The organism is Candidatus Pelagibacter sp. Uisw_136 (assembly GCF_047720275.1).
Taxonomy (GTDB): Bacteria; Pseudomonadota; Alphaproteobacteria; order Pelagibacterales; family Pelagibacteraceae; genus Pelagibacter.
Window position 1 is genome coordinate 658526 of sequence record NZ_CP159812.1, and the last position, 12933, is coordinate 671458.

The following is a 12933-nucleotide window of genomic DNA, read 5'->3' on the forward strand; positions in this document are numbered from 1 at the left end:
ACTTATAATAATTATCTTAATAACCAATTGAATAAATGTCGCCTACTAATAAAAAAAAACTGAACCAGTTAAGAATAAAGCTTGATAAACTTGATAACGATTTACTCAAATTAATCAAAAAAAGATCCTCACTAGTTAATGAAGTATTAAAAGTGAAAATTCACAAGAAGGAAATAATTGATCAAAAAAGGATTAATTTTATTCTTAAAAAGATTAAAAAGAAATCAATACAAACAAATATAGACCCAAAAATCACTAATAGGATTTGGAAAAATATGATTTGGTCTTTTATTGATTACGAAAAAAGAAATTTTAGAAAAAAGTAATACTATTTACTGTGTGGAGGTAATTTTTTTTCCACAAACATTTCATGTTTTCTTGTAGAAGGATTATATTTCTTAGCAGATAATTTAACTTTAGCTTTTTCACCACCCGCAGGTTTTTTAACATAATAAAAAAATGGACTATCTGGTTTAGCCTCAGGTACTAATCTAACTTTAACGTGTGTTTTTTTTGCCATATTATTTTAAGCTTTTTATCTTTTTTATTAATTCGGAAATCTTCTTAAGTTTATTTTTTATTCTATAATCAGCATTTATAGAATTATTTGGTAATTCGTCAAGTTTTAATGATTTATCAGAATTAAGAACTTTTTTAACACCAATAATTGTCATTCCCTGATCTTTAAGGAGATATTTAACTTTTTTCAAAACCTCTATTGTATCATTGTTATAATATCTTCTATTACCATTTAAAATTTTTGGCTTAATTTGCTTAAATTCCTTCTCCCAAAAACGAATGGTATGAGTATTCAGAGTTCCTTTTTTCTTATTTACAAGATCAAGAATTTTAGCAACCTCACCTATTGATTTATAAGCATCATTATTTTTATGAATCATTCTTAGAATTTACCAAATCTTTAAATTCCTTAGAAGCTTTAAATAAAACAACATCTCTATTAGTTATAGTTGTTTGCTCTTTTGTTTTGGGGTTTCGTCCAATTCTACTTTTTTTAGTTCTTATTGAAAAAGTACCAAATTTTGAGAGCTTTAATTTTTTTTCTTTTTTTAAATTTTCTACAACTGTAATAAGAAAATCATCAATCAGATTTTCAGATATATTTTTTGAAAAACCAATCTGCATATAAATTGAATTTATAAGGTCTTTTTTTGTTAAGTTAGTTCTTTGCATTAGCTGATGTTGTTTCTTATCTTTTCTATTAAATTACCACTAACAATTCTAGTACAAACACTTAAAGAGTTTGAAAAGCCTATATAATCTGTTCCACCATGACTTTTGATAACTGGAGAATCTAAACCTATAAAAATTGCACCATTATAAAGTCTTGGATCCAGTCTTGCTTTAAATTTTTTTAAATTTGAAATATTTAACAAAGAAGAAATTTTACCAATAATATTACCTGTCATGGCTTTCTTTAATTCACTTGTAATAAAGTTAGCAGTACCCTCGGCTGTTTTTAAAGCAATATTTCCAGTAAATCCATCTGCAACAATAACGTTTACGTCGCCGTTCATCAACTGATTACCTTCAATGTATCCTTTAAATTCAAATCCAGTGTTATTTCTTTGATTTAGTTGTTGGTAAGTGTCTTTGATAGTTTCATTACCTTTTAGTTCCTCGGACCCAATATTTAATAAAGCAACTCTTGCTGTATCCTCTGGATATAAAGATTTAAATAATGAAGAACCCATTATAGAAAAATCAATTAAGTTTTTTGGGCTACATTCAATATTAGCTCCCAAATCTAATACAACACTCATATTCTTTTTATTTGGCCATAAAGCTGAGAGAGCTGGTTTATCAATATTTTCAATCATCTTGAGGTTAAGTTTTGAAATAACAAGTAACGCCCCAGTGTTGCCAGCAGAAATAACTATATCAGATTTTTTTTCTTTAACACTTTGTATGGCTAACCACATGCTAGTGTTTTTTCCTCTTTTGGCTCCCTCTAAAGGACTATCGGTTCCTTTAACTGTATCTTTGGTATGAATTATTTCAAATGAAGATGGGGGTAACTGGTCATTGATATAGTTTTGGATTTTTTCCTTATCACCAAAAATTTTATAAAAAGTATTAGCGTTACTCTTATAGTGATGGTTAATTCCATCTATAATTTTTTTAGGTGAATTATCTCCACCCATTGCATCAACTGCAATTTTTATCATTTTAATCATTTAATTTATTGGTCTTTTATTCCTTAGGATCTAAAACTTGTCTACCTCTGTACATGCCAGTCTTTAGATCTAAGTGATGAGGTAATCTGTATTCTCCAGATTTTTTATCTTCAACAATATTGGTAGATTTGAACTTCATATTCTGAGCTCTTCTCATTCCAGTTCTTGACGGTGATTGTTTTCGTTTAGGTACAGCCATAATAAAATTAATGCTTAACTACACCTTTTATATAAGAATTTAAAGTATTATTTTTTAAATTTAACCTATAATTATCAAAATATTTAACCAAATACTCAATATTAGATGAATTATCTAAAAAATTTACTAAAATAGAGTTTCTAGATTCTAAACCTAATTCATCCCAACTGTGAATTTTGTCGATCATTCCATAGAATAAGTTTAGGTAGTCTTTCATTTTTTTATTAATTGATTGATCACCATAACCAATTTCTCTGATGCTTAATTCAACTTGTCTGAAGGTAAAATCATATATTTCTTGGAGTAGTTTTTTATCATTATTTTCCTTATAAACTTTTAAAAAGAAAGCGAAATGTAGTAAAAAGAATATTAATCTATCTGAAAAAGTATCTTGATTTTTAAAATTTTTATATAAATCTTTATTTCTAGTTAATTTAACTAAATTGTTGTAAATATTTATATAGTTTTTATTCATGAAAAAATTATTTATATTTTTAATAATATCATTATTTATTTCAGCTTGTACTTTAAAAAAAGTTGGAAATCACCATGGTGTTCATTTTTTAGATAAAAAACAAGCTAAGCTTAGTGTTAATCAATCAAATAAAAACGATATTTTAGAATTATTAGGCTCACCATCAACAAAAAGTACTTTTGACAATGATTTATGGATATATATTGAGAGAAAAACTAACAATTCATCTCTTGCACGATTAGGCCGTGAAAGAATTATAGTTAATAACGTACTATTACTAGAGATAAATAACATGGGTCTTTTAGAAAGCAAAGAATTTCTGGATCTAACAAGTATGCAGGATTTAAAATTTACTGAGCAAACAACAGATAATCAATACAAGAAAAATACATTTGTATATGACTTTCTATCTAGTATGAGACAGAAAATTAATGACCCCTTAGGTAAAAGAAAAAGAAAAAAATAGACTTATTTTTCTTACCCAGCAATTACAGCCAACAATAATAAAGCTACAATATTAGTAATCTTAATCATTGGGTTTACAGCAGGACCAGCAGTATCTTTGTACGGGTCTCCAACGGTGTCTCCAGTAACTGCAGCTTTATGAGCTTCAGAACCTTTTCCACCATGATTTCCATCTTCAATATATTTCTTAGCATTATCCCAGGCTCCGCCACCTGCAGTCATTGAAACAGCAACAAACAGACCTGTTATGATCACACCAAGTAACATTGCACCAACAGCAGCTAACGCTTCAGCTTGACCACCGATAGGTAGAATTATAAAATATAAAACTATCGGGGATAGAACTGGTAGTAAAGATGGTATTACCATCTCTTTAATTGCAGCTTGAGTTAATAAATCAACAAGTTTGGCGTAATCTGGTTTTTGAGTACCCTTCATAATTCCTGGGAACTTTTTAAATTGCCTTCTAACTTCTACAACTACAGCTCCACCTGCTCTGCCAACGGCTTGCATGCCCATTGATCCAAATAAATATGGAAGCATTCCACCGATTAATAAACCAACAACAACATAAGGATTAGTTAAATCAAAGGTTACAACTATTCCCTCTAATTTAGATCCTGCTGTTCCTGAAAAATGTTTAATATCCTCAACATAAGCTGCAAATAAAACCAATGCACCTAAACCAGCTGAACCAATTGCGTAACCTTTGGTAACAGCTTTAGTTGTGTTACCTACTGCATCCAATGCATCTGTGGTCTTTCTCACATTATTAGGTAATTTAGCCATTTCAGCAATACCACCAGCATTATCAGTTACAGGACCATAAGCGTCAAGAGCAACAACCATTCCAGCTAAAGCTAACATTGTAGTAACAGATATTGCAATACCATAAAGACCAGCAATTGAGTTTGTTGCTAATATACCTGCAACAATAATTAATGCAGGTATTGCTGTAGCTTCCATAGAAACAGCTAATCCTTGAATAACATTTGTTCCATGTCCTGTTGTTGAAGATTTTGCAATACTTCTTACTGGTCTATATTCTGTTCCAGTGTAGTATTCTGTGATCCAAATTAATAAACCAGTAATAACTAAACCAATTATTCCACAATAATATAAGCTCATACCAGTAAAGCTTTTACCATTAACAGTATACTCGCTCGCAAAACCAATTACATAATCAGTTACAGGGTATAAAATTAATAATGAAGAAACGGCAGAGACAACAAATCCTTTATATAAAGCATTCATAACATTCTTGCTTTTTCCAAGTTTAACAAAGAAAGTTCCTAAAATTGAAGTTAAAATACAGGCTCCACCAATTGTTAAAGGGTAGATCATCATATTCATATCACCTACAAAAAATATTGAAGATAAAACCATTGTTGCAACAATAGTTACAGCATAAGTTTCAAATAAATCTGCCGCCATTCCAGCACAGTCACCAACATTGTCTCCAACGTTATCTGCTATAACCGCTGGGTTTCTAGGATCATCCTCAGGTATTCCGGCTTCAACTTTACCAACTAAATCAGCACCAACATCAGCACCTTTAGTAAAAATTCCACCACCTAATCTAGCAAAAATTGATATTAATGAAGCACCAAAACCTAAGGCAACCAATGCATTAACTACCTCTCTGTCATCAACGCCCATTTTTAATAAAATATAATAATAAACTGCTATAGCTAATAAAGCTAAACCAGCAACAAGCATTCCTGTGACCGCACCTGATTTAAAAGCTACGGCAAGACCACTCGCTAAACCTTTTCTCGATGCTTCAGCAGTTCTAACATTAGCTTGAACCGAAACTAACATTCCTACATATCCAGCTATTCCAGATAGTGTTGCACCAATAAAATAACCAAGACCAACTAAAGGGCTAAACACTACACAAATAATGACTAAAACAACAACTCCAACCACGGCTATCGTTTTATATTGTCTTGTTAGATAAGCTTTAGCTCCAATCTGAATTGCAGATGCAATTTCTTGCATTTTTGCATTTCCAGCACTTAGATTAAGAATATTTAAACCAGTAAAAAACCCATAAACGATTGCAAGTGATCCTGCTGCTATGGTGTAAAGTAATATTGTTTCTATAAGTGAGTTCATGATGCCTTTTTAGTTGTTTGGTTGTTAAAATTTTAATATTTAAAGTCCGGACAATACAAAAAAAGCAATAAAAGGCAATATTTAACTTACTAAAACTTATGAAAATAACCTTTGTTTTTAAGGGGTATTTGAAGATTTTTGCCACCAATAATGGATGATTTTTCAACATAGCTTTGGATTGAGCCAATTTTTGTAAGCTTAACTCTACAATTAGAAGCTATTTTCTTTATGATTCCCATCTTGTTTTTTGAGGCCGTAAATAAAATCTGATAATCATCACCATTAGAAATAAAGTTGATCTTAGATAGTTTCTTAAAATCAAGTACTTTTTTAAGATTATCTGAAATTGGAATATCTTTTAAAAAAAGTTTGTATGACAATTTTTGACTATTAATCATTTTATCAAGATCCGCTAATAATCCATCAGAGATATCAATTGATGTGTTGGCAAATTTCTTAATTTTGTCTGTTAATTGTAATTGAATATTTGGCATAAAATACTGGTTAATAAAATATTTTTTTAATTGCTGATTAAGTTTAATTTTATTTTTTAAAACTAATAAACCCAAATAACTATCACCTAGATTGCCAGATACATAAATATCATCATTAATTTTAGCTTTATTTCTATAGATAATATTATTAGCAAAACCAATTGAGGTAATTGTAAAACTTAACTTATTTGAAAAAACAGTATCTCCACCACTTAAAAATATCTTATATTTATTTTGTTCTTGGTTAAGTGCTTTGCTAATTTTTGATAAATTTGATTTAGAAAAACTTTTTTTATTACCTGACCCTGAAATAAAATAATATTTTGGCTTAACACCTTTACAAATAAGATCTGATATGGACGATCTAATTATCTTTTTAATAACTAATTCTGGCTTTTTAAAATCTATAAAGTGATTACCTTCAGTATATGTGTCAACTGAAACAACTAATCTATTTTTTTTATCAAAAAAAACATCATCATTTAAATTTAGGGCACTAGGAGATTTTGTGGAAAGTTTTTGAAAGTAATTTTTTATTAATTCAAATTCATGCATTAGTTGTTCTTATTTTTTTAGCTATTTTATCCAGTATAGCATTTAAGTATTTTGTTTGAGAGTCTTCTAAAAAAAAATTTGATGCATCAAGATATTCTTTAATAATTATTTTTGTAGATACTTTTGGCTTATATAGAAACTCGAATATAGCTGATTTAACAATTATTTGAAAAACTTTATCTAAATTAGTTAGTTGAATATCTTCACTTAAATATTTTTTAACCTCTTCTTTAATCACTTCGTCTCTTTCTATTGTACCTAAAACCACATCCTTAATAAACTTTTTAAATCTATGTTTAGGAAAAGTTAAATCTGTGTCATCATTAAAAAAATTTCCATATAATTTTTGGATAATTATAACTCTTGGACTTTGATTTGGATTGTATGGAGTTCTCATATTATTGTGACAAGACAGATATAACAGCTTGAGCTGCTTCTCTTCCCTTTTTCTTCCTGGCTATAGCTTGACGCATATTAAGGCAGGTAATAATTCCATTACCAATAGGTTTTTTGTTTTCTATAGATAGTTTCATTATTGCATCAGTTGAAGCATGAGAAATAAAGTCAAAATGAGGTGTTTGGCCCTTAATAACACAACCAAGAGCTAAAAAAGCATCATACTTTTTAATATTCTTTGAAATTGTAACTGGTATTTCAAAAACGCCTGGGACATTGATAATTTTTATTAAACTAGATTTAGGTAATATGCTCTTTGCACTTCTTAGCAAACCTTTTGATATGTCCTTATAATAATCTGCAATAACTATTAAATATTTTTTTTTCATTAAATGATTTCCTGTTTGGTAATCTTTATATCATAACCCTCTAAACCAATAACTTTTTTAAGAGATTTGGTAATTAATATCATATTTTTAATCTTTAAATCTTTAATTATTTGAGCCCCAATACCATAATTTCTTATTAGTTTATCATTTCCCTTTTTATAGAAATCTTTGTTCTTATAATCCTTGAGTGTTTGTGTAACAGATTTTAAGTTTGTATCTTTTATAAAAACTAAAACACAGTTATTAAATTTCTTAAAATAATTTAAAGTTTTATCAAATGAATTTGGTAATTGCTGATTGATTAAATAATTTTGAACTACGTTAGATGAAATTACTCTAACTCTTGGTACTATCCCTTTTTTAATATTTCCTTTAATTAGAGCAAAATGCTCAGATCCATCTAAAAGATTTTCATAAATTCTAATTTTATATTTCTGATTTTTAACCTCAATATCAGATTGTTTTTTAAGTTTAATTAGTTTTTCTTTTTTTAAACGATAAGCAATAAGATCTTCAATTTTACCTATCTTTAAATTATGTTTTTTTGCAAAGTTAAATAAATCTTGACCCTTAGCCATTGTACCATCTTCATTCATTATTTCACAAATAACTGCTGAATTATTTTTTTTAGCTAACTTTGAGATATCCACAGATGCTTCTGTATGACCAGCTCTAACTAAAACACCTCCATCTTTGGCAATGATTGGAAAAACATGACCTGGTGACACAATATCTTTTTTATTTACATTTTTCTTTGATGCAATTTTAATTGTCTTAGCTCTATCTTTTGCTGAAATCCCAGTTGTAATTCCTTTTTTTGCTTCGATCGAAATTGTAAAAGCAGTTTTATTCCTTGATTGATTTATTGGTGACATTAAGGATAAATTTAATCGTTTTGCCTGTACGCTATCTAGTGCTAGGCAAATTAATCCACGACCATATTTGGCCATAAAATTAATATTTTTAGCACTGGAGTCTGTTGTTGATATTATTAAGTCTCCTTCATTTTCTCTTTTTTCATCATCAACCAAAATAAACATGCCACCTCTCTTGGCAATGGCAATTATGTTTTCTATTGGTGTAAAACTATTTTTTTTCATTAAAATAATTTCTAACGTATTTAGATAAGATATCTATCTCTATATTAATGAGACTGTTTTTCTTTAGAGATGATAAATTGGTGAGATTATATGTGTGTGGTATTACCCATATTTGAAAACCCTTTTTAGTTACTTTAGAAATTGTTAAAGAAATTCCATTGATACAAATAGAAGCTTTTTCAATTAAGTTTGCTCTTTCTTTTTTAACAAGCTCAAAATCAAATAAATATGATTTATCAATCTTCTTAATACTCTGAATTTTACCTACTGCATCAATGTGACCTTGGCAAATGTGACCTGATATTTTTTGACCAAATTTTAAAGGAAGTTCGAGGTTAATTTTATCATCAATTTTTAAGAATTTAAACTTTGATCTTTGTATAGTTTCATCTGAAAGATAAAATTCCATTATATCATTTTTAATATGAATTAATGTTAAACAAACACCATCACAGGCAACTGATACACCTATATCTTTACGTGTTAATTTTAAATCAGCTTTTACAAAAATATTAATACCCTGTGATCTTTTTTCAAATTTAGTGATTAAGCCTTGGTTGAAAATTATTCCATTAAACATAATATTATTTGTAAAGTGTAATTAAGTCTTTGCCTAATTTTTTATTAATTTTCAATTTATTTTTATAATTTTTCTTTAATTCATTAAGAAAATTAAACTCTTTATAGTTAACCAACTTTGATAAACTTTTTGCACATTTGTATAGATAAAACTCATTAAATAATCTTTTTTTAATAATGTGTTTAGAAAGATCATTTCCTCCTTCAACTAATAAATTTCTGCAGCCTAGGACATGGAGTTTTTTTAAAATTGACTTAATATCAAAGTGATTTTTAATTAATTTACCTTTGATTAAAGTTATACCTTTTTTTTTAAACATTAATTTTTCTTTAGTTTTGGCATTATGATAAAAAATTATAGTATTGTTTTTATTTGCTGTTTTAAAGATATACGAATTTTTTTTAGTTTCTAGATTTCTGTCTAAAATTATTCTTTTAGGAGAAAATTTATTCAAACCTTCTAGTCTACAGTTAAGTTTTGGATTGTCTTTTTTTAGAGTTTTGGAGGAAATCATTAATGAGTCATTTTTATATCTAAGAAAATGTGTAAATTTATCGGTATGAATATCTGAAATTCTTTTTGTATCTTTGCTATATATTAGATTATTTTTAGAAATTGCAATTTTACCAGTAACGTAAGGAAGGTTATTTTTTCTATTAAAGAAATAAGGTATATAAAACTTATTAATTTCATTTTTAAGTAAATTTTTTTTTACTAAAATATCTTTGGATCGAAGAATTTTTAAAGTTTTACCTTTAACTTTTTTATCAATATCTTCTACCGCATACACAACTTCTTTAATTTTATTTTTAATTATAATATTTGTGCATGGAGGGGTTTTTCCATAATGACTACAGGGTTCAAGGGTCACATACATTTTTGCATCTTCTAGGTTTTCATTTGAATTTTTAATTGCATTAAACTCAGCATGAGGTGTGCCATTAAAACCTGTTTGACCAATTGAAAGTATTTCATTATTTTTAACAATTACACATCCAACGGATGGGTTAACACCAGTTAGTCCATGTCGTGCTTTAGCCAGATTTAAGGCAAGCTCCATAAAAGTTTTATCTTTTTTTGAAAATTTATCTTTTTTTGTAGACATCTAATTTGTCCACGAATTGCACAAAGTCTTTTTCTTCTCTAAAATTTCGATATACTGATGCAAATCTAACGTACGCAACTGGATCAAGATCTTTCAAACCTTCCATAACCATTGTGCCAATCGTATTTGATGAAATTTCACTTTGGCCAAGTTCCTCTAAAGCTCTTGAAGTCCTGCTAATAAACTTTTCTGCTGTTTCAGTATCAATCGGTCTTTTCTTTAATGCTATGTAAATTGATTTTGAAAGCTTATCTCTGTCAAAAGATGATTTTCTTCCATTCTTTTTAATAACCATTATTTCTCTAAATTGAACTCTTTCAAAAGTTGTGAATCTGGCTCCACACACACAAAGTCTTCTTCTTCTTATGGCGGTACCATCTTCTGTAGGTCTAGAGTCTACGACTGATGTTTCACCTTTTTTACAAATCGAACAAATCATTATTTTAAATTTTTATATATTGGGAAGTGAGAGGTAAGCTCTATAACTTCATTTCTAACTTCTTCTTCAATTTTACTGTTATCTTCAGGATTGTCAGATAAACCTTTTACAACTTTAGTTATTAATTCACCTACTTTTTCGAATTCTTTTAATCCGAAACCTCTAGTTGTAGCGGCTTGAGTTCCCAATCTTATACCAGAAGTAATCATCGGCTTTTCTGAATCAAAAGGTATTCCATTTTTATTACAGGTAATATTAGCATTAGAAAGGCTTTCGGCTGCTAAATTACCTTTAACATTAAAAGGTCTTAGATCAACTAACATTAAGTGTGTATCTGTTCCACCAGAATAAATCTTAAAGCCATTATTCTTAAGTGTCTCTGATAAAATTTTAGCATTAGCTAAAACTGATTTAATATAATCTTTAAAATCTGGTCTTAATGCTTCTAAAAAACCAGCCGCCTTTGCTGCAATGACGTGCATCAATGGTCCACCTTGATAACCAGGAAATACTGCTGTGTTAAATTTTTTTGCTAAGTCTTCATGATTAGTTAAAATAATTCCACCTCTAGCACTTCTAAAAACTTTATGAGTTGTTGAAGTTACTACGTGTGCATGTTCGCATGGATTTGGGTAACCTTTACCAGCAACTAAACCTGAAAAGTGTGCCATATCTACCATTAAATATGCCTCCACTTTGTCAGCAATATCTCTAAATCTTTTAAAATCTATTACTCTAGAGTAAGCACTGCCCCCACAAATTATAAGTTTTGGTTTGTGTTCTAATGCAAGTTTTTCAACATTATCATAATCAATAAGTTCTGATTCTTTATCAACATCATACCCTATTGGATTAAACCATTTACCTGACATTGAAATTTTTAATCCATGCGTAATATGACCACCAGAGTTTAAGCTCATCCCCATAAAAGTATCACCAGGATTTAACAGTGCTAAAAATACAGCTCCATTCGCTTGAGCTCCAGAATGTGGTTGAGCGTTTGCAAATTTACAATCAAATAATTTTTTTAATCTTTCAATAGCTAAGTTTTCAGCAACATCAACATGTTCACATCCATTGTAGTATCTTTTTCCAGGATATCCTTCTGCATATTTATTTGTTAAAACAGAACCTTGCGCCTCTAGGACGGCTTGTGAAACAATATTCTCAGAAGCAATTAATTCTATATGCTGTTGTTGTCTTTTTAATTCATCACTTATTGCTTTATGTAATTCTGGATCAGTTACAGATAAGCTATCTTCAAAAAAACTTTTATAGTTTTCGTTTAAATAGTTTTTTTCACTAGACATAATTAAATTTTCTTAATTCTTTTTGCGTGTCTTCCACCTTCAAACTTTGTGTTTAAAAAAACACTAACACAATTTAAAGCATTTTTTTTAGTAAGCAGTCTTGATCCCAATGTAATGATATTTGCATCATTATGCAATCTTGATAATTTAGTAGATTTTAAATTAAAACATTGAGCTGCACGTATATTTTTATGTCTATTTGCGGCAATATTCATTCCCATCCCAGAACCACAAACTAATATACCAGCATGATTATTATTGGTTTTAACTTTTCTTGCAACTTTATGAGCATAATCAGGATAATCAACTCTATCACTGTTGTATGGGCCTAAGTCTGTATAATTAATTTTTTTTTTTACTAAATGAAGTTTAATTAATTCCTTTAACTTATAACCAGCATGATCTGATGATAAAAATATTTTTTTCAATCTAATTAAACTTATAATCTAAAACACATGCTACTAGATGAACTCTATTTTCTTCTCCACCATTAAAAGCATTATGATATTTTGTATTGTTAGTAACCCACACCGATCCATCTGCAGGCATATGTTTTGCAACATTGTCAATAACCATTATGCAGCCTGGATTTGAAATTAGGGGTATATGCAATCTTGGTTCAGGATCTCTATGCCAACTCAATGTTGATCTTGGCTCTTTTAATAAAATCCTAACTCTACCTAATTTATATTTTAAAGAAAGCGCATCAAACACTTCTTTAAAATAGGTATTATCATAGTCAGGTATAAATTCTGAATAAGCAGCTTCATCAATTGAAACATCTCTTGAAACTTCTTTTCCTGACTTATCTGGTTTTGTCCAATAAACACCTCTAGCTTTGCTTCCTTTAACAGAGTCTGGGTCACCAGGAATTTGTGTTAGAGAAATAGCTCCAAAGTGGGCAATTCCTCCACCATCATCAAATTTTTTAGTTTGAATAATTTGATTGTAGGCTTCTTGTAATTTATCAATATCAAATTTGATATTTTGTTTTTGAAAGTCACTAAAATCTAAAATCTTCTCTTCTTTTTTTAGATCTAAGTTTATAATATTTTTATTTTCAATACTCATGCTGATTGTTTTTTACTTAATTTAATATATATTTGTATAATA

19 protein-coding genes are annotated in these 12933 nt (G+C 28.7%); 2 read left to right on the plus strand and 17 right to left on the minus strand.

Translation table 11 applies throughout. From position 1 onward, the window contains the following. Window positions 1-35 precede the first annotated feature (35 nt). Window positions 36-326, plus strand: a complete 291-nt coding sequence (locus ABXT53_RS03470) for a chorismate mutase (RefSeq protein ID WP_415291252.1) — start codon at window positions 36-38, stop codon at window positions 324-326. A gap of 2 nt (window positions 327-328) precedes the next feature. On the opposite strand, the gene ABXT53_RS03475 is transcribed toward ABXT53_RS03470, so the two are convergent. The 6 genes from ABXT53_RS03475 to ABXT53_RS03500 are packed head-to-tail and all read right to left on the minus strand — an operon-like array spanning window position 329 to window position 2869. Beyond that, a complete protein-coding gene (locus ABXT53_RS03475) occupies window positions 329-520 on the minus strand; it encodes a 50S ribosomal protein L33 (protein ID WP_006996892.1) in 192 nt (63 codons plus the stop codon). A gap of 1 nt (window position 521) precedes the next feature. Then, a complete protein-coding gene (locus ABXT53_RS03480; protein WP_415291253.1) occupies window positions 522-899 on the minus strand; it encodes a MerR family transcriptional regulator in 378 nt (125 codons plus the stop codon). Further along, window positions 889-1191 carry an HU family DNA-binding protein gene (locus ABXT53_RS03485; protein ID WP_415291254.1) on the minus strand — a complete coding sequence of 101 codons (303 nt, stop codon included), beginning with the start codon at window positions 1189-1191 and terminating at the stop codon, window positions 889-891. The genes ABXT53_RS03480 and ABXT53_RS03485 overlap by 11 nt, the downstream gene beginning before the upstream one ends. Continuing rightward, complete coding sequence (gene plsX, locus ABXT53_RS03490; RefSeq protein WP_415291255.1) at window positions 1191-2195, minus strand: phosphate acyltransferase PlsX; 1005 nt, start codon at window positions 2193-2195, stop codon at window positions 1191-1193. The genes ABXT53_RS03485 and plsX overlap by 1 nt, the downstream gene beginning before the upstream one ends. 16 nt (window positions 2196-2211) lie before the next feature. Then, window positions 2212-2394, minus strand: a complete 183-nt coding sequence (gene rpmF / locus ABXT53_RS03495; RefSeq protein ID WP_011282128.1) for a 50S ribosomal protein L32 — start codon at window positions 2392-2394, stop codon at window positions 2212-2214. Between the two features lie 7 nt (window positions 2395-2401). Beyond that, window positions 2402-2869 (minus strand): ubiquinol-cytochrome C chaperone family protein, encoded by a 468-nt coding sequence (locus ABXT53_RS03500; protein WP_415291256.1) that lies wholly within the window; start codon window positions 2867-2869, stop codon window positions 2402-2404. Here ABXT53_RS03500 and bamE point away from each other — a divergent pair. Continuing rightward, a complete protein-coding gene (bamE, locus tag ABXT53_RS03505; RefSeq protein WP_415291257.1) occupies window positions 2868-3335 on the plus strand; it encodes an outer membrane protein assembly factor BamE in 468 nt (155 codons plus the stop codon). The genes ABXT53_RS03500 and bamE overlap by 2 nt on opposite strands. Window positions 3336-3346: 11 nt before the next feature. On the opposite strand, the gene ABXT53_RS03510 is transcribed toward bamE, so the two are convergent. From ABXT53_RS03510 to ABXT53_RS03560, 11 genes are all read right to left on the minus strand, one after another. After that, the gene (locus ABXT53_RS03510) at window positions 3347-5452 is read right to left on the minus strand and encodes a sodium-translocating pyrophosphatase (RefSeq protein ID WP_415291258.1); all 2106 of its coding nucleotides are present in this window, start codon (window positions 5450-5452) and stop codon (window positions 3347-3349) included. A gap of 89 nt (window positions 5453-5541) precedes the next feature. Further along, window positions 5542-6501: a thiamine-phosphate kinase gene (gene thiL, locus ABXT53_RS03515; RefSeq protein ID WP_415291259.1), complete on the minus strand. Its 960-nt coding sequence runs from the start codon at window positions 6499-6501 to the stop codon at window positions 5542-5544. Next, on the minus strand, window positions 6494-6898 hold the full coding sequence (locus ABXT53_RS03520) for a transcription antitermination factor NusB (RefSeq protein WP_415287109.1): 405 nt from the start codon (window positions 6896-6898) through the stop codon (window positions 6494-6496). Before ABXT53_RS03520 ends, thiL begins: the two co-directional genes overlap by 8 nt. 1 nt (window position 6899) lies before the next feature. Further along, entirely contained in the window at window positions 6900-7286 is a 387-nt protein-coding gene (gene ribH, locus ABXT53_RS03525; RefSeq protein WP_415291260.1) for a 6,7-dimethyl-8-ribityllumazine synthase, read from the minus strand. Continuing rightward, window positions 7286-8386, minus strand: coding sequence for a 3,4-dihydroxy-2-butanone-4-phosphate synthase (ribB, locus tag ABXT53_RS03530; RefSeq protein ID WP_415277646.1), 1101 nt, complete (start codon window positions 8384-8386; stop codon window positions 7286-7288). Before ribB ends, ribH begins: the two co-directional genes overlap by 1 nt. After that, window positions 8373-8966: a riboflavin synthase gene (locus tag ABXT53_RS03535; protein ID WP_415291261.1), complete on the minus strand. Its 594-nt coding sequence runs from the start codon at window positions 8964-8966 to the stop codon at window positions 8373-8375. Before ABXT53_RS03535 ends, ribB begins: the two co-directional genes overlap by 14 nt. 4 nt (window positions 8967-8970) lie before the next feature. Further along, window positions 8971-10071: a bifunctional diaminohydroxyphosphoribosylaminopyrimidine deaminase/5-amino-6-(5-phosphoribosylamino)uracil reductase RibD gene (ribD, locus tag ABXT53_RS03540; RefSeq protein ID WP_415291262.1), complete on the minus strand. Its 1101-nt coding sequence runs from the start codon at window positions 10069-10071 to the stop codon at window positions 8971-8973. After that, window positions 10052-10510, minus strand: a complete 459-nt coding sequence (nrdR, locus tag ABXT53_RS03545) for a transcriptional regulator NrdR (RefSeq protein WP_415277649.1) — start codon at window positions 10508-10510, stop codon at window positions 10052-10054. The genes ribD and nrdR overlap by 20 nt, the downstream gene beginning before the upstream one ends. Beyond that, entirely contained in the window at window positions 10510-11820 is a 1311-nt protein-coding gene (gene glyA, locus ABXT53_RS03550; RefSeq protein WP_415291263.1) for a serine hydroxymethyltransferase, read from the minus strand. Before glyA ends, nrdR begins: the two co-directional genes overlap by 1 nt. 2 nt (window positions 11821-11822) lie before the next feature. Then, window positions 11823-12248, minus strand: coding sequence for a ribose 5-phosphate isomerase B (gene rpiB, locus ABXT53_RS03555; RefSeq protein WP_415291264.1), 426 nt, complete (start codon window positions 12246-12248; stop codon window positions 11823-11825). A gap of 1 nt (window position 12249) precedes the next feature. Next, window positions 12250-12891 carry an aspartyl/asparaginyl beta-hydroxylase domain-containing protein gene (locus tag ABXT53_RS03560; RefSeq protein WP_415291266.1) on the minus strand — a complete coding sequence of 214 codons (642 nt, stop codon included), beginning with the start codon at window positions 12889-12891 and terminating at the stop codon, window positions 12250-12252. Window positions 12892-12933: the final 42 nt, after the last annotated feature.